The organism is Acetoanaerobium sticklandii (genome assembly GCF_000196455.1).
GTDB classification, from domain to species: domain Bacteria; phylum Bacillota; class Clostridia; order Peptostreptococcales; family Filifactoraceae; genus Acetoanaerobium; species Acetoanaerobium sticklandii.
This window is the reverse complement of sequence record NC_014614.1, coordinates 1,269,707-1,288,499: the sequence shown is the minus strand read 5'-3', so window position 1 is coordinate 1,288,499 and position 18,793 is coordinate 1,269,707. Positions and strand designations below refer to the sequence as shown.

General features: G+C 33.4%; 20 protein-coding genes and 2 other annotated features. All 20 genes read right to left on the bottom strand.

The features are described 5' to 3' along the window. Positions 1 to 3: 3 nt before the first annotated feature. The 20 genes from CLOST_RS05870 to CLOST_RS05780 all read right to left on the bottom strand — a co-directional run bounded on the left by CLOST_RS05870 (position 4) and on the right by CLOST_RS05780 (position 18,776). Positions 4 to 786: an electron transfer flavoprotein subunit beta/FixA family protein gene (locus CLOST_RS05870; protein ID WP_013361349.1), complete on the bottom strand. Its 783-nt coding sequence runs from the start codon at positions 784 to 786 to the stop codon at positions 4 to 6. Between the two features lie 17 nt (positions 787 to 803). Continuing rightward, positions 804 to 1,943 (bottom strand): acyl-CoA dehydrogenase, encoded by a 1,140-nt coding sequence (locus tag CLOST_RS05865; RefSeq protein ID WP_013361348.1) that lies wholly within the window; start codon positions 1,941 to 1,943, stop codon positions 804 to 806. Between the two features lie 659 nt (positions 1,944 to 2,602). Continuing rightward, a complete protein-coding gene (locus CLOST_RS05860) occupies positions 2,603 to 3,778 on the bottom strand; it encodes an acetyl-CoA C-acetyltransferase (RefSeq protein WP_013361347.1) in 1,176 nt (391 codons plus the stop codon). Between the two features lie 21 nt (positions 3,779 to 3,799). Next, positions 3,800 to 4,639 (bottom strand): 3-hydroxybutyryl-CoA dehydrogenase, encoded by an 840-nt coding sequence (locus CLOST_RS05855; RefSeq protein ID WP_013361346.1) that lies wholly within the window; start codon positions 4,637 to 4,639, stop codon positions 3,800 to 3,802. 15 nt (positions 4,640 to 4,654) lie between these two features. Then, positions 4,655 to 5,428, bottom strand: coding sequence for an enoyl-CoA hydratase-related protein (locus tag CLOST_RS05850; RefSeq protein ID WP_013361345.1), 774 nt, complete (start codon positions 5,426 to 5,428; stop codon positions 4,655 to 4,657). Between the two features lie 162 nt (positions 5,429 to 5,590). Continuing rightward, on the bottom strand, positions 5,591 to 5,950 hold the full coding sequence (gene rplT, locus CLOST_RS05845; protein ID WP_013361344.1) for a 50S ribosomal protein L20: 360 nt from the start codon (positions 5,948 to 5,950) through the stop codon (positions 5,591 to 5,593). 30 nt (positions 5,951 to 5,980) lie between these two features. After that, complete coding sequence (gene rpmI, locus CLOST_RS05840) at positions 5,981 to 6,178, bottom strand: 50S ribosomal protein L35 (RefSeq protein ID WP_013361343.1); 198 nt, start codon at positions 6,176 to 6,178, stop codon at positions 5,981 to 5,983. Positions 6,179 to 6,208: 30 nt separating this feature from the next. Next, a complete protein-coding gene (infC, locus tag CLOST_RS05835) occupies positions 6,209 to 6,724 on the bottom strand; it encodes a translation initiation factor IF-3 (protein ID WP_013361342.1) in 516 nt (171 codons plus the stop codon). A gap of 34 nt (positions 6,725 to 6,758) precedes the next feature. Then, positions 6,759 to 6,879 (bottom strand) — a sequence feature (ribosomal protein L20 leader region). A 46-nt stretch (positions 6,880 to 6,925) separates the two neighbouring features. Next, complete coding sequence (locus CLOST_RS05830; RefSeq protein WP_013361341.1) at positions 6,926 to 7,687, bottom strand: GNAT family N-acetyltransferase; 762 nt, start codon at positions 7,685 to 7,687, stop codon at positions 6,926 to 6,928. Between the two features lie 19 nt (positions 7,688 to 7,706). Continuing rightward, positions 7,707 to 9,620, bottom strand: coding sequence for a threonine--tRNA ligase (gene thrS, locus CLOST_RS05825; RefSeq protein WP_013361340.1), 1,914 nt, complete (start codon positions 9,618 to 9,620; stop codon positions 7,707 to 7,709). An 84-nt stretch (positions 9,621 to 9,704) separates the two neighbouring features. After that, positions 9,705 to 9,911: a binding site (T-box leader), on the bottom strand. Between the two features lie 42 nt (positions 9,912 to 9,953). Next, positions 9,954 to 10,559 (bottom strand): DUF445 domain-containing protein, encoded by a 606-nt coding sequence (locus CLOST_RS05820; protein WP_013361339.1) that lies wholly within the window; start codon positions 10,557 to 10,559, stop codon positions 9,954 to 9,956. Positions 10,560 to 10,577: 18 nt separating this feature from the next. After that, entirely contained in the window at positions 10,578 to 11,756 is a 1,179-nt protein-coding gene (locus tag CLOST_RS05815; RefSeq protein ID WP_013361338.1) for a SpoIIE family protein phosphatase, read from the bottom strand. A 137-nt stretch (positions 11,757 to 11,893) separates the two neighbouring features. After that, positions 11,894 to 12,541 (bottom strand): 3-oxoacid CoA-transferase subunit B, encoded by a 648-nt coding sequence (locus CLOST_RS05810; protein WP_013361337.1) that lies wholly within the window; start codon positions 12,539 to 12,541, stop codon positions 11,894 to 11,896. A gap of 3 nt (positions 12,542 to 12,544) precedes the next feature. Beyond that, complete coding sequence (gene atoD / locus CLOST_RS05805; protein ID WP_013361336.1) at positions 12,545 to 13,195, bottom strand: acetate CoA-transferase subunit alpha; 651 nt, start codon at positions 13,193 to 13,195, stop codon at positions 12,545 to 12,547. A 61-nt stretch (positions 13,196 to 13,256) separates the two neighbouring features. Beyond that, entirely contained in the window at positions 13,257 to 13,985 is a 729-nt protein-coding gene (locus tag CLOST_RS05800) for a DUF6873 family GME fold protein (protein WP_013361335.1), read from the bottom strand. Positions 13,986 to 13,990: 5 nt separating this feature from the next. Further along, positions 13,991 to 14,935: an ABC transporter permease gene (locus tag CLOST_RS05795; protein WP_041487125.1), complete on the bottom strand. Its 945-nt coding sequence runs from the start codon at positions 14,933 to 14,935 to the stop codon at positions 13,991 to 13,993. Next, complete coding sequence (locus CLOST_RS05790) at positions 14,928 to 15,992, bottom strand: ABC transporter permease (RefSeq protein WP_013361333.1); 1,065 nt, start codon at positions 15,990 to 15,992, stop codon at positions 14,928 to 14,930. The genes CLOST_RS05795 and CLOST_RS05790 overlap by 8 nt, the downstream gene beginning before the upstream one ends. Further along, a complete protein-coding gene (locus CLOST_RS14370; protein WP_013361332.1) occupies positions 15,992 to 16,831 on the bottom strand; it encodes an ATP-binding cassette domain-containing protein in 840 nt (279 codons plus the stop codon). Before CLOST_RS14370 ends, CLOST_RS05790 begins: the two co-directional genes overlap by 1 nt. A gap of 126 nt (positions 16,832 to 16,957) precedes the next feature. Beyond that, the gene (locus CLOST_RS14365; protein ID WP_013361331.1) at positions 16,958 to 17,533 is read right to left on the bottom strand and encodes an ATP-binding cassette domain-containing protein; all 576 of its coding nucleotides are present in this window, start codon (positions 17,531 to 17,533) and stop codon (positions 16,958 to 16,960) included. A gap of 193 nt (positions 17,534 to 17,726) precedes the next feature. Beyond that, positions 17,727 to 18,776, bottom strand: a complete 1,050-nt coding sequence (locus tag CLOST_RS05780; protein WP_013361330.1) for a BMP family lipoprotein — start codon at positions 18,774 to 18,776, stop codon at positions 17,727 to 17,729. Between the last annotated feature and the right edge of the window lie 17 nt (positions 18,777 to 18,793).

Here is an 18,793-nt window from a genome sequence, read left to right as displayed (position 1 = left end):
TTATTAAATAATATATTTTTCCTTTAATTTGTCCATGATTATTTTAGCTGCTTCTTTTGAATCAACTTCAAATACTTTTCCTGCAGTCTTAGCACCTTTTGTAAATGATTTCTTAACCTTTGTAGGAGAACCCTTAAGACCTAAGTTTTCTGGATTGACTTCAATATCATTTACAGTCCAAATTTCAACCTTGTCATCAGCAAAAGCATCATAGATTCCTGAAACTCTCATATATCTTGATTCATTCATTTCTTTAAGAGTAGTTATAAGGCAAGGAGTTTTTACTTTAATTTTATGATAACCGTCTTCAAACGCTCTTTTTACTATTACTGAATCAGTATCAAGCTGCACGTCTTCAACGTAAGTTACTGAAGGTAATTGTAAATGCTCAGCTATTTGTGGTCCAACTTGAGCTGTATCTCCATCTATTGCTTGTCTTCCTGCTATTACTAAATCAAAATCTATTTTTTTAAGTGCACCAGCTATAGCTGATGATGTTGCCCAGGTATCTGCTCCAGCAAATGCTCTATCTGTAAGAAGTATAGCTCTGTCAGCTCCCATAGCAAGAGCTTCTCTAAGTGCTGCATCCGCTTGAAGAGGTCCCATAGTTATTACTGTTACATGAGCACCGTGCTTATCTTTTAATTGTAGAGCTGCTTCAAGTCCGCTCTTGTCATCTGGGTTTATAATTGATGGAACTCCTTCACGAATAAGTGTTCCAGTTTTTGGATCTAATTTAACTTCAGTAGTATCTGGTACTTGCTTTATACAAACAACTATATTCATTAGAAATAACCTCCTTTTTATTTTAATAATGCCGCAGAAATTACCATTCTTTGAACTTCAGAAGTTCCTTCATAAATTTCAGTAATTTTTGCATCTCTCATCATTCTCTCAACTGGATATTCTCTTGTATAACCATACCCTCCATGAAGCTGAACTGCCTTAGTTGTAACTTCCATAGCCGTTTCTGCAGCAACTAATTTTGCCATAGCCGCTTCATATGAATAAGAAAGTCCTTTATCTTTATTGTATGCTGCTTTATAAACTAATAGTCTAGCAGATTCAATCTTTGCTGCCATATCAGCTAACTGGAATTGTGTGTTTTGGAAATTAGCAATTGATCTTCCAAACTGCTTTCTTTCTTTTACATAATGAATTGTTTCATCTAGAGCTCCTTGAGCAATTCCAAGTGCTTGAGCCGCAATACCTATTCTTCCACCGTCTAATGTTTTCATGGCAACTTTAAATCCAATGCCTTCTTTACCTAATATATTTTCTTTAGGAATTCTGCAATTTTCAAAAATCAACTCACATGTAGCTGAGCCTCTGATTCCTAATTTCTTTTCTTTAGGTCCAACAGAGAATCCAGGTGTATCTGCGTCTACTATAAAGGCAGAAATTCCTCTTGTTCCAGCTTTTTTATCTGTCATAGCCATAATAATATATGTATGAGCATATCCAGCATTTGTTATAAATATTTTAGAACCGTTTAGTACATATTCATCACCATCTAATACAGCTGTTGTCTGTTGCCCTGCAGCATCAGTACCAGCGTTAGGCTCTGTAAGTCCAAAAGCTCCTAATTTTTCTCCTTTAGCTAATGGAACTAAGAATTTTTCTTTTTGCTCTTCAGTTCCAAACTCAAATATTGGATGAGCACCAAGTGAAGTATGAGCTGAAACAATAACTCCAGTAGTTCCACAAACTCTAGAAAGTTCTTCTACAGCCATAGCATAACCTAAATTATCTCCACCTTCTCCACCATATTTCTTAGGAAAAGGAATACCCATAAACCCCGCTTTTACCATTTTTTCTACTGTCTCAACTGGAAATCTTTCCATTTCATCAACTTCAGCAGCTAGAGGTTTAACTTCATTCTCTGCAAACTCTCTATACATTTGTTTTAGTAATGCATGCTCTTTTGAAAAACCAAATTCCATTTTTATTCCTCCTTTGTTAATTATTAATTTAACAATTAATAGTCCTTGTCTCCTTGATTATTAATCATCTTATTTATATTTTAGTTTTGCAATAAATTATAAAAGCAAATTTAATGCCAATTTTTTAACATAAATTATAAAAATTTTTATAGTGTATTTACTTGCTTTGAAATCATGGCTTTATCTACTAATTTAAATGGCTAATTTATAAACTATTATTTTATTTTAAATCCTACTCGTTATTCTATATAGTTTAAAAAAGCATATTGCTATTACTGAAGCATGACTTTTATTATAAAAATATAGATTAAGGAGTTATATAGTAGTTTAGAACTTTAATTTAATTTTTTCATACAGCTTTATGTTCATTTTTTGAACACAAAGCTGTTTATATGTTTATTAATATTACACATTTATTTATAAAATTAAAAAGTTGTAAATCAATGTTCATTTTATTTACACTAACTATTATTATTATAGATTAGAAATATATGAACAAAGGAACTGAGGATAATTGGCATACTACAATAATTGATTTTATATTACCTTTAATCAATCTATTCTATATAGCTCTTTATCATATCAGTTCCTTTTTATAGGTTAAAATTAAAATCTATTTACTTTGCTTTCATGATGTTATTATAAGTTTGAACTATCTGTTATCTTTTTACAACTATAGCCGTTCCCATTCCTCCACCAATACAAAGAGTAGCAAGTCCATTTTTTGCATCTCTTCTTTTCATTTCGTGTAATAATGTAGTAAGTATTCTAGCTCCAGAAGCTCCTACTGGATGTCCCAAAGCAATAGCTCCACCATTTACATTTACTATTTCCGGATTTAATTTTAAATCTTGAACTACTGAAAGTGACTGAGCTGCAAATGCTTCATTTGCTTCTACTAAATCTAAATCTTCAATCTTCATATTTGCTTTTTCTAATGTTTTTATTGTGCTTGGAACTGGTCCGTATCCCATTATAGCTGGATCTACTCCAGCAGATGAGTAAGAAGCAATAGTTGCCATTACTTCTAAACCTAGCTCATCAGCTTTTTCTCTCGACATTACTATCATCATAGCTGCGCCATCATTGATTCCAGAAGCATTTCCTGCTGTCACTGTACCATCTTTTTTAAATGCAGGCTTTAATTTTTGTAACTTGTCAATAGTCATGTCAAATTTTGGATATTCATCTTTATCAACTATAACTTCGCCTTTTCTAGACTTGATTACTACTGGAACTATTTCATCCTTAAACTTATCTTCCTCTATCGCTTTTTGTGCTTTTAACTGACTCGCTAGGGCAAATTCATCTTGCATTTCTCTAGTAAGATTCCATTTTTCAGCTATATTCTCTGCAGTAATACCCATATGATATCCATTAAATGCATCTGTAAGAGCATCATTAATCATAGTATCAACCATCTGAGTATTTCCCATCCTAGCCCCGCTGCGCATTGAACTACTACAGTAAGGAGCATTTGTCATACTTTCAGTTCCTCCAGCTAAAACCACTTCAGCATCTCCAAGCATTATAAATTGAGCTGCCATAGAAACCGCTCTAAGACCCGAGCCACAAACTTTATTAATAGTTAATGATGATGATTCATAGCTCATGCCAGCACCTAGTGATACTTGTCTTGCTATATTTTGTCCTAGTCCAGCTGAAAGCACATTACCAATTATCGCAGTATCAATCAATTTTGGGTCAATTTTTGCTTTTTCAATAGCCCCTTTTGCTGCTGTTATTCCAAGCTCAGCAGCAGAAACTCCAGCCAAGCTTCCGCCAAAAGAACCTATAGGTGTTCTAGCAGCACTTACGATTACAACTTCTCTCATAATTTAACCTCCAATTATATATTAATATTCATAAAATCCTTTTCCAGTTTTTCTTCCAAGATTGTTTGCTCTTACCATTTTCTTAAGTAATGGATGAGGTCTGTATTTTGAATCTGAAAATTCATTATAAAGAACTTCCATTATAGCTAGGCATACATCTAAACCTATAAGATCTGCTAAAGCTAATGGTCCTATCGGATGGTTAGCCCCTAATTTCATTGATTCGTCAATATCCTCTTTGGAAGCAACATTTTCTGATAAAATTCCAACTGCTTCATTAATCATAGGAACTAAAATCCTATTTACAACAAAGCCAGGAGACTCTTCTACTCTTACAGGAACTTTTCCTATATCTGAAGCTATCTTAAAAACTGTATCAAAAGTTTCAACTGATGTTTTTTGTCCTGTGATTATTTCTGTAAGTTTCATAACAGGAACTGGATTAAAGAAATGCATTCCTATAACTTTTTCTGGTCTTTTAGTAAAAGAAGCAATTTCTGTTATAGAAAGCGATGAGGTATTTGTTGCTAAAATAGTTTTATCCTCACAAATTTCATCTAGTTCTTTAAATACAGTCTCTTTCACTTTGATATCTTCTACTATTGCCTCTATAACTAAATCTGCATCTTTTATATCTTCATAAGATAAAGTAGTAGATATATTAGACATGGTTATATCTTTATCTTCACTTGTGATTTTTCCCTTTTCTACAAGCTTAGATAAACCCTTATCCAAGCTTGCTATAGCTTTATCTAGTGATTCTTGTCTATGTCCTTTAATTACTACTTTATGACCTTTTGTAGCAAATGTTTGTACTATGCCATTACCCATTGTTCCTGAACCAATTACACATATTTTCACAGTACTACCTCCTTGTTATTTGAAATTAGGTTTTCTTTTTTCTAAAAATGCTGTCATACCTTCTTTTTGATCTTGAGAAGCAAAGCAGAGCGCAAAAAGGTTTTTTTCTATTTCAAGACCAGTGTCAATGTCTGTCTGAATACCTTTATTAATTGCTGTTTTTGAATATTTTACAGCCATTTGAGATTTTGATGCTATATTGGATGCAAGCTCTTCTGCAGTGCTTATAAGCAAATCTGGTTCTACTACAGAGTTTACAAGTCCCATTCTATAAGCCTCATTAGCATCTATAATATTCCCTGTATAAATTAATAACTTGGCATTCGAGCTACCTATTAACCTAGATAGTCTTTGAGTTCCTCCAAAGCCTGGTGTTATTCCTAAGCCTACTTCTGGTTGTCCAAATTTAGCTTTACTACTTGCGATTCTCAAATCGCAAGCTAAGGCAAGCTCGCATCCTCCTCCCAAAGCAAATCCATTTACGGCAGCTATTACAGGCTTTTCTAAATTCTCTATATAAGTCATTAATTCCATTCCATGATTTGCAAATCCTCTAGCTCTATTTGGATTAATGCTGCTCATTTGCTCTATATCTGCTCCAGCTACAAATGCTTTGCCTTCGCCTATTAGAATTATCACCGAAACCTCATCATCCTTGCCCGTAGTCTCAAATGCATATTTAAGCTCTGAAATCAAATTTTCATCCAGAGCATTTAATGATTCTGGTTTGTTAATTTTTATCCATGCTACATCTGATTTTTTTTCAATTACAATATTTTGTAAATGCAAAGCTACACCTCCTAATAAACAACTAATTTCAAGTATTAATTATACAAAGCAAGTTCCATGCCATTTTTTATATTTACCACAATAATAAATTTTTTAACATAAAAAAAGCATCCAGATTATAAGTAATTTAACTTATATCTCGATGCCTTTTAAGCCTATAAATTATGCATTTAAAGCTTTTTTTGCTGTATTAACAAGGTTCTCAAAACCTTGAGGATCATTTATAGCCATTTCAGATAACATTTTTCTATTTAAGTTGATTCCTGAAATTTTAAGACCATTCATAAATCTTGAGTAGCTTAATCCATGCATTCTTGTTCCTGCATTTATTCTAGCTATCCACATCTGTCTGAAATCTCTTTTCTTTAACTTTCTTCCAGAATATGCATGCTTAAGAGCCTTCATTACAAAAGCATTAGCAGGTCTGAAAAGTTTACTTCTTCCACCTCTGAATCCTTTTGCTAGCTTAAGTATTTTTTTATGTTTTTTTCTTGCATTAAGTGCCTTTTTAACTCTTGCCATTTTATGTTAACCTCCTTCTTATCGTAGTTTTTATAGGTATGGTAGTAATTGTGCCATTCTGCTTTGGTCACCTTTAGTTACAATACCACTTTGTCTAAGTTTTCTTTTTGTTTTAGCAGATTTTTTTGTTAAGATGTGGCTAGTAAAAGCTTTGCTTCTTTTTAATTTCCCAGAGCCAGTAACCTTGAATCTTTTTGCGGCTCCTCTATGAGTTTTCATTTTAGGCATGTGTTTTTCCTCCTTCTAGTACTTTAAATGCTAATTTTTTTTAGGGTCTAGCATAACAATCATAGTATTTCCTTCAAGGCGTGGAGCTCTATCAGGGGTTCCTACTTCTTTAACTAGATCAATAAACTTATTTATTACTTCAACCCCTATTTCTTTATGTCCTAATTCTCTACCTCTAAAACGTACAGACACTTTAACTTTGTCTCCGCTTTCTAAGAATTTATAAGCCATTTTAGCTTTAGTAGATAAATCATGCTCTTCAATAGAGGGTCTAAGTCTTACCTCTTTGATTACAACTACCTTTTGCTTTTTCTTTGATTCTTTTTCTTTTTTGGCCATTTCGTACTTAAATTTGCCAAAATCCATAATTTTACAAACCGGTGGATTTGCATTTGGTGAAATTTTTACTAAATCCAAGTTTTTCTGTGTAGCCAAATTCTGAGCTTCTTTAGCTGACAGTATACCAAGCTGAGTACCATCTTCATCGATAACACGTAATTCTTTGTCGCGAATTTGCTCATTGATTTGTTGTTCCTTAATAATCATACACCTCCAAATTGGCCAATAAATAAAATATAGTATCATATAAAAAATGCGGATAGCATAAGCTATCCGCAAATAAAGACATAATAACATCCTTTATCATAACCTTATACGCTCATTTGCAATAAGGTGAGAAGCGGATACTTCTACTTCATTAATCAACCTTAGTAATTATATCAATATAATTCTGAGTTGTCAAATATTTTATTTAGTTATTCTTTTAATCCTGTAGCAATATCCATAAATATCCTCAAATTTAACTTTATCAAAGAGCTTATTCCCTGCTGTGTCTAAATAATCAACATCAGCTATTGCAATTTCTGCTCCTCTTTTTAAGGCATAGCTAAGCATGCTCATAAGAAGCCTCTTTCCATATGAAAGATTTCTAGTCTTCTTATTTATAACTATACTATTTATTATCATATAGTTTTCTTGAAATGTAGCATAAGCTTGACCTATAAGTGTATTTTCCTCTATAAGAGTAAAGGTACTGCAAGGTACTATAAGTCTTTTTATTGAATCTCTGAAAATTTTATCTTCTACTTGTGAATAATTCATGAGATAAGAAAAATCATCTATCCAAAAATCTTTAATTTCTTCTTCTATAAATACACCGTTTTGAATGAAATTCGCAAACGTAAATAGCTCATTTTGAAGTGGCTTTATATCTATCATTTTTACAGTTCCATGACCACTTCTTTCATAACCATTTCTGAAAAGCTCCTCATCAAATTCCTGATAGTCTTTTTGAAATACAATTCTATATTCAGGTATTTGATTGTAGTTTGCTAGAATAGCCTCAACACTAGCAATTCTCTCATGAATATTATGCTTCCTATCATATAAAGGGTGAATACTCTTAGTAAACTGGTTTATCCCTGCATAGTTTATAATTAAGCCTTCATATAATGTTGTAAATGCTGCTGGCTTTGAATTAAGGAGCAGCTCTTCATATTTTATAAACATAGCATTAATCCCCTTTTTATTACTGGTTAGTTTTTCTTGAAATAATTTCTTCATTCAGTTCTTTTAAGAAATCATCAGTATTTTTAAAACCTAAATCTCCTAAATCTCTTGAGCGAACAGAAATATTTCCTTCATTAAGCTCTTTTTCTCCTACAATTATCATGTAAGGCACTTTTTCAAGCTGAGCTTCTCTAATTTTGTAGCCTATTTTTTCTGCTCTATCGTCTAGCTCAACTCTTATCTTAGCATCATACATAGCTTTTTCTATCTGCTTAGCATAATCCATAAACTTATCTGATATAGGAAGGATCTTTACTTGAACTGGAGCTATCCAAAGCGGGAATTTTCCTGCATAGTGCTCAATTAAAATACCTATAAATCTCTCTATGCTTCCAAAGGCAACTCTATGAATCATTACTGGTCTATGCTTTTCTCCATCCTTACCAATATAAGAAAGTTCAAATCTTTCAGGTAACTGATAGTCTAGCTGAATAGTTCCGCACTGCCAAGTTCTACCTATACAATCTCTAAGATGGAAATCAATCTTAGGGCCATAAAAAGCGCCATCTCCTTCGTTTATGATATAAGGAAGTCCTAGCTCCTCAAGAGCTGCTTTAAGATTTGATTCTGCTTCATCCCACATAGAAATTTCGCCTAAAAATTTCTCAGGTCTAGTTGATAGCTCAAGATGATATGAAAAACCAAATGTCTTATAAATTTTGTCTATTAAGCTTACTACCCCTTTTATTTCATCTTTAATCTGCTCAGGTAGCATAAATATATGGGCATCGTCTTGAGTAAAGGCTCTTACTCTCATAAGTCCATGCAGAGCCCCTGATAATTCGTGTCTATGAACTCTACCTATTTCTCCCATTCTTATAGGGAAATCCTTGTAAGAACGCATTTTTGTTTGATAAACCAGCATCCCTCCAGGGCAGTTCATAGGTTTTATTGCAAAATCCTCTTCATCGATTTCTACAGTATACATATTTTCCTTATAATTAAACCAGTGGCCAGAAGTTTCCCATAATTGTCTATTTAAGATTATAGGAGTTTCTATTTCTACATAGCCATCTTCTCTATGAACTTCTCTCCAATATTCTAATAATTTATTCTTTAAAACAGTTCCTTTTGGTAAGAAGAACGGAAAGCCTGGACCCTCATCAAGAAGTGTAAACAGCTCCAGCTCTTTACCTAGCTTTCTATGGTCACGAAGTTTTGCTTCCTCCATCATCTGGATATAATCATCCAAATCTTTCTTTTTCTCAAAAGCAATACCGTAAACTCTTTGAAGCATTTTATTGCTTTGATCAGCTCTCCAATATGCCCCCGCTACAGATAAAAGCTTAAAGGCTTTTACTTTCTTTACATTTGGAAGATGAGGTCCTGCACAAAGGTCTGTAAATTCTCCTTGTTTATAAAAAGATATTGTACTTCCCTCTTCCAATCCCTCAATCAGCTCTACCTTATAGTCTTCACCTAGCTTCTTCATGAAGTCAATAGCTTCGTCTTTAGGAAGCTCATAGCGTTCAACTTCAAATTCTTCTTTAACTATTTTTTTCATTTCAGCTTCAATTTTTTCTAAATCCTCTGGAGATAATCTATGCTCTAAATCTATGTCATAGTAAAATCCATTTTCAATAGCTGGCCCAATAGCAAGCTTAGCTTCAGGATATAATCTTTTAATTGCTTGAGCCATAACATGAGTAGAAGTATGCCAAAATACTTCTTTTCCATCCTTATCTTCAAACTTTACAAATTCTAATTTAGCATCATCATTTATAGGAGTTTTCAAGTCCTTTACTTCACCGTTGATTTTAGCTCCCACTATAGCTCTTGCTAAGCCTTCACTTATGCTATTTGCTACATCTATGGCTCTGATGCCACTTTCAAATTCTTTTAATGAGCCATCTTTTAATTCAATCTTTATCATAACTTTTCCTCCTTTTATTAGTTAATATAAATTTTATACGATATAAGTTTTTATTAATTTGGGGTACAAAAAAATCACCCCAAATAATGGGGCGATTAATTATCGCGGTTCCACCCAAATTAACTTGATTTCTCAAGTAACTCTTGTAGGCTATAACGTGCCTTCACGTTCTCCTTATTTCGGAAAAAGCTCATAGGTGGTATTCATGGGTACATTCTAAGAGGCTCACACCTACTACCTCTCTCTCTGAAAGAAAGCAAATCCACTACTTATCCTAATCATAGCTGTATCATTTATTTGGATTATACGTAATTATAAATAAATTGTCAATAACTATCTCATCATTATGACAATTATACCCTGAATCAGTCCAATTAAACCACCAAGTATTCCACCCAAACGTTCTATATGCTTTAATTCTTTTTTTGCAATAGATAATATTATATCCTCTATTTTTTCCATTTCAAAAGCATTAATTCTGTCTTCTACCATTTCCTTGATATTGATTCTAGCTGTTGCTTTATGAATCAAATCCTCACTTAAGTCATTTATAAGAGAAGCAATTTCTTCTTCCACTACAGTATCAACATATTCCTTAATCATATTTTTAAAAGTAGATGGCATAATAGGAGGCATCTTATCGTCAATTATCATATTAACTCTTATTTTTATTGCTTTAACTATATTACTCTTATCTTCATCTTCAATCATTTTATTTAAGATATCCTCTATAGAAAGCAATTCTTCATCTACTGTTTTGCCTATATTACTTGCAATTTCAGCTTTTCTTTTAGGAAGAAGTCCTTGAATTTCATAATTAAGTAAAGGTATTTTATAAGGTCTTAAAGGTCTAAATAAAAGCTTAATAGCTAGGATGTTTGTAATCCATCCTATAACTGCACCTATAATTACCATGAACATTATTGTTACAAATTGCATTTATTCACCACTCCATCATTAATAGTATTCAATTGTTACAATTTTTCCAAATTCTTTTAGAATTTCTGCAAGCTTTTTTATTATATCATGTTTTGAACTTATGTCCTCAGGAAATCCTATTTCTGTATGAGCTGGATTTACTCTTCTTCCAAATAAAATCCTAATATGAGTAGCTTCATCTAGTAAGATTTTAAGTAGCATATACACAGCATTTGTGTTTTTATCGTTTGTAAACATGTCATCTATATGCGAAATTGAGCTTTTATAATCCTCGAGAATCTCGAGCGCTTTGGCTAATGTCAATACCCCTTCTGTAACCAAATCTATGCCTTTTATATATGCAATTGGAGGTATATCGGGATTGCTGTTGCTCATGTCTATATTAACAGGCTTTTCTAGTATCCTCGAAACAATAGAAGCTGCTGTGCCTCCACATACAATCTTTTTCCCTTTTCCATACATAAGCTCAGATACAATTTTAGTATCGTCATTTTTTTCTACTGGAGGTCCAGTAAATAAAGTTACTTTTTCTGGTTTTTGATATTTTAGTACCATGCAGCTAGCATCATCTTGAGGCAAATCTCCATAAAGATCGTTGCAGGTTGTAATTATTTTTTTTGCGATACTCATAGCGCTAAGCTCGTCTGGTAGTTTTGAAATATAGGCAGCTAATTCTGGTTCTTGCCACCCTAGATTCATTATTCTTCCGATGCCTGCGTGCAAAATACCATCGCTAATTGCAATTATAGTATCTCCATCCTTGATATTAAATTCAGCCTCTTTTACATTTTTATCAGCAATCTGAACATCATCACCTTCGATTAATGTGACAGCCCCATCTCTTTTTAAAAATACAGGCGGATTATCAAATCTAGCAATATAAACCTTGCCTGAATTAATGCCGTATATAATTGTAAATGTCGAATATGCAAGTCCTCTAACCTTACATACTGGTAGAGTATTTATAATGGTGTTTACAACCTCTTCAATTGTAGCCCCTTGCTTAAGCATTGTAATTGCAATTTTAGATGTCAATGTAGCTAAAATATTAGCCTTTACTCCTGAACCTAAACCATCAGATAAAATAGAGATAACCCCATGCTCTCTTGGAAGTATCTCCATTTTATCTCCACAAAGTTCTTCACCATATTTATTTAATTTAACATACCCTATATCAAAAAATAATTTATTTTTCATCACTACGCCCCAATTTTATTTTTAACTTTAAAAGTTTTTATATTATCAAAATTAAAATTTACCTATATTCCATTATACACAATAAACGTAAAAAGCTCTATATACCATAATGGTAATAGAGCTAAGTATATATAGGTTTATGCTTCCATAACCTTTAAATTTTTATCAATAATTAGAGTTGCTTCAGTTGCTTCTTGAATCTGCTCTACTGTAATGTCCTTAGCTATTTCTTTTAGTAATAATCCATTTTCAGTAACTTCCATTACTCCCATCTCAGTTACAATTAAGTTAACCTGAGCTTTGGCTGTAAGAGGAAGATTACAGTTTTTTAGAATTTTGTGCTTGCCTTTTGCTGTATGCTCCATAGCAACAATTACTTTTTTTGCTCCTACTACTAAATCCATGGCTCCACCCATACCTGGAACCATTTTCCCTGGGATCATCCAATTTGCAAGATTTCCTTTTTCATCAACTTGAAGTGCTCCAAGAACAGTTACATCTACATGACCACCTCTAATTATTCCAAAAGACATCGCTGAATCGAAAAATACTCCGCCTTTTTTAATACTAACTGGCTGAGCTCCCGCATTTACTAGATTAGGTATTTCTTCTCCCTGTGCTGGTGCAGGTCCAAGACCAACAAATCCATTTTCTGATTGAAAAACAACATCTATATCATCACTTACATAATTTGCAACTAATGTAGGCATTCCAATACCTAGGTTAACTACATCTCCATCGTGTAATTCCTTAGCTACTCTTTTTGCAATTATCTCTCTTGACATCTCTTATTCCCCCTTAACGATATAATCAACAAGTATTCCTGGTGTTATAATATGTTCTGCATCAATATCTCCAACCTCAACAAGGTTTTCTGCCAGCATAATAACTGTATCTGCTGCCATAGCCATAAGCGGATTAAAGTTTCTTGCAGATTTGTCGTAAAGAGTATTTCCTTTTTTATCAACTTTATGTCCAAGCAATAAAGCAACATCTGCCCTAAGTGCTGTTTCTAACAAATAAGTAACTCCATCAACTTCTATTTTTTGCTTACCTTCTTCTACCATTGTTCCAAGACCTGTAGGAGTAAGAACTCCACCGAGTCCTGTTCCTCCACTTCGTACTCTTTCAGCAAGAGTACCCTGAGGAACTAGCTCAACTTCCATTTCTTTTTCATTCATTTGTCTTCCAGTTTCTGGATTTGTGCCTATATGTGATGCAATTACTTTTTTAACCTGTTTGCTTTCTATAAGCCTTCCTAGACCTTTATCCACGAATGAAGTATCATTTGCAATAATAGTTAAATCCTTTATCTCTCTTTTAATCAGCTCATCTATAAATATCTCTGGTGTACCTACACCAAGAAATCCGCCAATCATAAGAGTCATCCCGTCTTTTACATGATCCATAGCAAAATCAAGTGATACAATTTTATTCATGTCAAACCTCCTCAAATTTTTTTAAATTTAAATTAAAGAGAGCCTCAGAATTCATTTAGGTTTATTTTAAATAAAGAGGAACCATACTTCCGTAATCCTGCAGTTTTGAATTCGCTAAAAAAACTGCATCGATTTCTAAGGAATTTAAGACGTTTATAATAGCTTTTCCATTATTATAATGTTCTAAGCTTCCCATGAAAGCAACTTTTTTATTATCAATTAATGAACTAGCTCCTCCAATAAACCCATACTCAAAGCCTTCTAATATTATATCTCCACTATTAATCATAGCAATATTCATGCCATATATTTCATTTATTGCCTTAAATATTGAAATATCCGATGTAACTAAATTATTAGAATCTAGTATCAGAGTTGAACATTTGCTATATCCTTGGTTTGTATTAATAAGTGAGATGTTTAAGCTTTCTAAAACGGTTACTATCGCTTTGTCCACGTATTTAAAACAACCTAAAGCATACCTTCCAAAAGTAGCAACATTGTATTTAATGTGATTGGGATAATCTTTTTCTATTAATTTATCTCCAATCTGTGTAGAAAATCTTTCAAAATCTTTATATTTTTTATTATAAAGATATGGCTCTATAATAGTAATATTCTTTAAAGGACACCCCATCAAATCAGGGTGTCCTTTAACAGCTTCATATAAATTAGGGTGAGCTACAGTTTCTACTATTTCTATACCAAATGATTCTATTTTATTTTTCATTTCAACTGGCAGTCTATAGTCTACCAATAGTGCATCTGGTTTCTTTTCGATACTGTACATAAATACTATCTTTCGCCCTTTTCATAAATTTCTCCGTTAGCTGCTGGTCCATTAGCTTGGCCTACAAAGAAAATTAAAACAAATAAAGTTATAAGATATGGAATCATCGACAATAGGTGTTCAGATATGTTTATACCAATAGCTGGACTTCCTAAAAATACAACTAATCCATTTGCAAATCCAAATAATAAAGAAGCTAGCATAGCACCCTGAGGCTTCCATTTACCAAATATCATGGCAGCAAGCGCAATAAAGCCTTGACCTGAAACAAGAGTTGGTCTGAATGTCGATACAATTGCCAAGCTCATAGAGGCTCCACCAAAGCCGGCTAATACTCCGGATAAGATTACACAGATATATCTCACCTTATGAACATTTATACCTAAAGTATCCGCTGCTCTAGGATGTTCACCAACTGCACGAATTCTTAATCCAAATCTAGTTTTATAAAGAACAAACCAAGCAATAGCAACAAAAATAAATGCTAAGTAGGTTGTCGCATAGGTATTGAAAACAGTATCTAAAAATCCACTTGGAAGTAGTCCATTTAAATATCTTGGCATTTTTTGATCAAGCGGAATACTTGGGGTCATAGTTGATCCATCAAACAGCATTTTAGACATAAATATTGCAATCCCTGGAGCTAAGAAATTAATTGCTATACCAGAAATAACTTGATTTGCATTAAAGCTTATAGATGCAATTGCATGAAGAAGGGCAAATAAACCTCCAGCTACTCCAGCTCCTATAAAAGCCATCCATGGATTTCCTGTAAATACAGCTACCGTTGCTCCTACAAAAGCTCCTATTGTCATCATACCCTCAAGTCCTATATTAACTACCCCAGAGTTTTCTGAAAATACGCCACCTAATGAGGTAAATATTAAAGGAGTGGAATACATCAATGTTGTACTAAGCAATATTGCTAAACTTGTCATTACACTATCCATTTTTTCTACCTCCTTTAACTTTAAACTTATTTATCAATATCTTAACTATAGAACTAGCTGCAATAAAATAAATAATAGAACCAATAACTATTGAAACCACTTCTGGAGGTGCTCCTATGGTTTGAAGCTTTGAACCACCATATTTTAGACCTCCAAATAGAAGTCCTGCCAACAATACACCAAATGGGGAATTTGCTCCAATAAGCGATACAGCCATACCATCAAATCCATAACCCTCAGCCGCAGCTAATATTGTGATTTTGTGTGAAACTCCAAGAACCTGAGTTACTCCAGCAAGACCTGCTAATCCTCCTGCAATAGCCATTGATATGACTATTGATTTGTTTACATTTATTCCGCCATACTCAGCGGCATGCTTATTATATCCAACTGCTCTAAGTTCATATCCTAAAGTAGTTTTAAAAATTATATAATAAACTAAAATTGCAGCAATAATTGCTATAACAATACCCCAATTGACTTTTGCTGTCCCAACTAGAGGCTTTAAAAATGAAATCCCAATAGAAGCTGTTTCTTTTATACTATAAGAAGCTTCGCTATTTGGAAGTCTAAATCCATCGATAGTAGTTACAAAATTTGATAAATAAAGAGCTATCCAGTTGAGCATAATAGTTGAAATTACTTCATTAATACCAAATTTTGCTTTAAGAAGTCCAGCAATTGCGGCCCAAAGTGCTCCTGCTAGACACCCAGCAATAATTGCAAGTGGAATATGAATAATTGCTGGTCCATCAAAGAAATAACCTACTAGTACAGCAGCCATTGATCCAATTATATACTGACCTTCAGCACCTATATTAAATAATCCTGTTCTAAAAGCAAAAGCAACAGAAAGTCCAGTAAGTATCAAAGGGGTTGCGTATACAATAGTCCATGCTATAAATCTAGGCTTACCTATTACTCCTTGTATCATAACACTATAAGCTTCTATGGGATTAAATCCAGCAATGGAAAGAATTACTGCTCCTACTAAAAAACCTAGAATAATAGATAGCAGAGTGTAAAGAAGCTGTTCATTTATTCTAAACTTTTTCATTATTTTCCTCCTCCTGCCATCATTAGTCCAAGTTGATTTTCGTTTGCATCTTTTGCATCAACTATTCCTACTATTTTTCCTTCATAAATTACAGCAATTCTATCTGAAACGCTCATGATTTCATCTAACTCAAATGAAACTAGTAAAACGCCTTTTCCTTTATCTCTTTGCTCGATAAGAGATTTATGAACGAACTCAATTGCTCCAACATCAAGACCTCTTGTAGGCTGAGTGGCTATCAACAAATCAGGGTCATTAGTTACCTCTCTTGCTATGATAACTTTCTGCTGGTTTCCTCCTGACAAGGCTCTCGCTTTTAAGGCATTATTTTGTGGTCTAACATCAAACTTATTAATGAGCTCATCTGCAAACTGTTTAATGTTTGAATCTAATAGCTTGCCATTTTTTGAAAATCTTTCTTTTTTATAGTTTTGCAAGATCATATTTTCTGATACAGTAAAATCTAAAACAAGCCCGTGCTTTTGTCTATCTTCAGGTATATTAGAAATGCCTGAATCCATTATATTTCTAGGATTGGTATTTACTATTTCTTTTCCATTTATCATTACAGATCCACTTTCAGCTTTTTTAAGCCCCGTTATTACTTCTACAAGCTCAGATTGTCCATTGCCATCAACACCAGCAATGCCTAAAATTTCTCCACGTCTTACTTCTAAGTCAAGTCCATTAAGTGCAAACAAACCTCTATTATCCTTAGCTTTTAAATCTTCTATTTTTAAAACGGTATCTCCATAAATGGCGTCATTTTTGTCTACTTTAAATGTTACTTCTCTTCCAACCATCATTGAAGCTAGTTGATTTTCATCTGTCTGAGACACATCAACAGTATCAATTCTTTTTCCTCTTCTAATAATAGTGCAGTAATCTGCTGCTTCTTTTATCTCTTTTAGTTTATGAGTTATTAAAATAATTGTTTTGCCTTCTTTTGTAAGATTTCTTATTATCTAAATAAGTTCTTTGATTTCTTGAGGTGTAAGAACTGCTGTTGGTTCATCAAGAATTAATATTTCCGCTCCTCTATACAGGGCTTTTAATATTTCTACTCTTTGCTGCATACCAACTGTAATATCCATAACTCTAGCTTTAGGGTCTACATAAAGACCATATTTTTCTGAAATAGCTTTAACATCAGCTATAGCTTTCTCCATATCTACTTGTTTAAACGTTTTCATAGGCTCCATTCCAAGTATAATGTTTTCTGCTACAGTAAACGGTGGAACTAACATAAAATGCTGATGCACCATACCTATACCTAGTGATATTGCCTTGTTTGGATTGTCAATAACTGCTTCTTTTCCTTCAATAAATATTTTCCCGTCAGTTGGAGTATATAGACCATATAAAATGTTCATAAGCGTAGATTTCCCTGCACCATTTTCTCCTAAAAGTGCATGAACTTCTCCTCTATGAACTGTCAAATCTATATTATCATTGGCTACAAAATCTCCAAATTTTTTGGTAATGCTTTTCATTTCCACAACTTTGTGAGAAAAATCAACATTGGCCTTAGTTGTTGTCACAATTTAACCTCCTTGAATCATATTGAATCAAACCATAATACTATTCTATCAGATACCAATTCTAAGTATATAGTAAACCTGATAGTAAATATTTCATATATAAAAATCTTTTTCTATTATATCAGAAATATGTATTAATTTACTAGATAAAAAATCCCGGTATCACTACCGGGATAAATTAATTACGTCAAAATTAGTTCATAGAGTTGAAAGCTTCTTCTGTTCCTGGAACTGTAATCTCTTTGTTGATAATCTTTTGCTTTTCAGCTTCAACAAACTCTAAGATATCAGCAGGTACATTTTTGCTTGTTGTAGGAGCTATATCAACTCCACCTTCAGCTAAACCAAATACGATTGTTGTTCCGCCAGCAAAGTTGCCATCTTTTAATTCTTTAGCAACGTTGAACATAGCGTTATCAACTCTCTTAACTGCAGATGTAATAACGTTATCTGGAGCTAGATCGTTTTGGTCTCTATCAACACCGATTACCCATTTGTTCTGCTCTTTAGCAGCTTCAATTGCACCGTTACCACTATCTCCAGCTGCGTGGAATATTATATCTACTCCAGAAGCATACATTTGATTAGCAACAGCTTTTCCTTTTGCCGGATCATTAAATGCATTTACGAACTGTACATCAACAACTGCATCTGGATTAGCAGCTTTAACTCCTGCTAAGAATCCAAATCTAAATCTATTGATTACAGGTACATCCATACCACCAATAAAGCCAATTTTATTTGATTGAGTCATTTTACCAGCGATTAAACCAACTAGGTAAGAAGGCTCTTCTTCTTTGAATAAAACGCCAAGTACATTATCAGGAGTAGCATCAGCATAATCGTTATCGATTATAGCATATTTTTGCTCTGGATAATTTCCTGCTGCTGCTAAAATAGCATCAGCCATTTTAAATCCAACACCCCAAATAAGATCGTTTTCTCCATCTACAAGTGTCTCTAAGTTTGGCTCATAATCAGCATCTTGCTTAGACTCGATATATCCAATTTCAATACCAAGATCTGCTTTTGCTTTTTCAAGACCTTCCCAAGCACTTTGGTTAAAAGATTGGTCTTTAACTCCACCAACGTCTGTAACCATACTAATTTTAAGTGATTCTGCTGCTGTTTCTTCTGCAGCTGGCTCTTCAGCAGGTGTTTCTGCAGGAGCACTAGAGCATCCAGCAAGAGTCATAATACCCATGATAGAAGCTAAGAATAAAGCTGTGATTCTTTTCTTCATTTTCCTATCCCTCCTAA

Coding starts and splice junctions, on each gene's coding strand:
- thrS (WP_013361340.1), bottom strand. CDS start 9,620: ATGATAAAGATTGAATTAAAAGATGGCTCATTAAAAGAATTTGAAAGT.
- rplT (WP_013361344.1), bottom strand. CDS start 5,950: ATGGCAAGAGTTAAAAAGGCACTTAATGCAAGAAAAAAACATAAAAAA.
- CLOST_RS05820 (WP_013361339.1), bottom strand. CDS start 10,559: ATGCAATTTGTAACAATAATGTTCATGGTAATTATAGGTGCAGTTATA.
- CLOST_RS05830 (WP_013361341.1), bottom strand. CDS start 7,687: ATGTTTATAAAATATGAAGAGCTGCTCCTTAATTCAAAGCCAGCAGCA.
- CLOST_RS05810 (WP_013361337.1), bottom strand. CDS start 12,541: ATGTCAAGAGAGATAATTGCAAAAAGAGTAGCTAAGGAATTACACGAT.
- CLOST_RS05870 (WP_013361349.1), bottom strand. CDS start 786: ATGAATATAGTTGTTTGTATAAAGCAAGTACCAGATACTACTGAAGTT.
- CLOST_RS05860 (WP_013361347.1), bottom strand. CDS start 3,778: ATGAGAGAAGTTGTAATCGTAAGTGCTGCTAGAACACCTATAGGTTCT.
- CLOST_RS05790 (WP_013361333.1), bottom strand. CDS start 15,992: ATGAAAAAGTTTAGAATAAATGAACAGCTTCTTTACACTCTGCTATCT.
- rpmI (WP_013361343.1), bottom strand. CDS start 6,178: ATGCCTAAAATGAAAACTCATAGAGGAGCCGCAAAAAGATTCAAGGTT.
- CLOST_RS05780 (WP_013361330.1), bottom strand. CDS start 18,776: ATGAAGAAAAGAATCACAGCTTTATTCTTAGCTTCTATCATGGGTATT.
- CLOST_RS05865 (WP_013361348.1), bottom strand. CDS start 1,943: ATGGAATTTGGTTTTTCAAAAGAGCATGCATTACTAAAACAAATGTAT.
- CLOST_RS05795 (WP_041487125.1), bottom strand. CDS start 14,935: ATGGATAGTGTAATGACAAGTTTAGCAATATTGCTTAGTACAACATTG.
- CLOST_RS05815 (WP_013361338.1), bottom strand. CDS start 11,756: ATGAAAAATAAATTATTTTTTGATATAGGGTATGTTAAATTAAATAAA.
- CLOST_RS05800 (WP_013361335.1), bottom strand. CDS start 13,985: ATGTACAGTATCGAAAAGAAACCAGATGCACTATTGGTAGACTATAGA.
- atoD (WP_013361336.1), bottom strand. CDS start 13,195: ATGAATAAAATTGTATCACTTGATTTTGCTATGGATCATGTAAAAGAC.
- infC (WP_013361342.1), bottom strand. CDS start 6,724: ATGATTATTAAGGAACAACAAATCAATGAGCAAATTCGCGACAAAGAA.